The 241-nt window shown below is 29.9% G+C and carries 1 protein-coding gene; it reads right to left on the minus strand.

Annotated elements, in window-relative coordinates:
- A partial coding sequence (locus RYX56_RS24820) for a hypothetical protein (protein WP_317124448.1) occupies positions 1–241 on the minus strand: 241 nt, incomplete at both ends.

Genomic DNA, 241 nt, shown 5'->3' on the forward strand with positions numbered 1-241 from the left:
GTGCAACTCTGTAGTAAATCGTAGCGTAATAAAAGTTGCAATACCCATTTCTGTCCATAAAAATAAGAAATTAATAACGATAGCAAGAATTACATTCCTGTTTTTTAAAGAATTTAAAGCATTCTTCAGGATATTCTTTTCTGCCTTATTGGAACTTTCTCTCTCAATCGGAAGTGAGAGTTGGTTATTCTCTATCCAGTTATATACTTTTTTCTCATTCTTTTTTGTTCCAATAAATAAT

It is taken from the genome of Alkalihalophilus lindianensis (assembly GCF_032843265.1).
GTDB lineage: Bacteria > Bacillota > Bacilli > Bacillales > Bacillaceae_D > Alkalihalophilus > Alkalihalophilus lindianensis.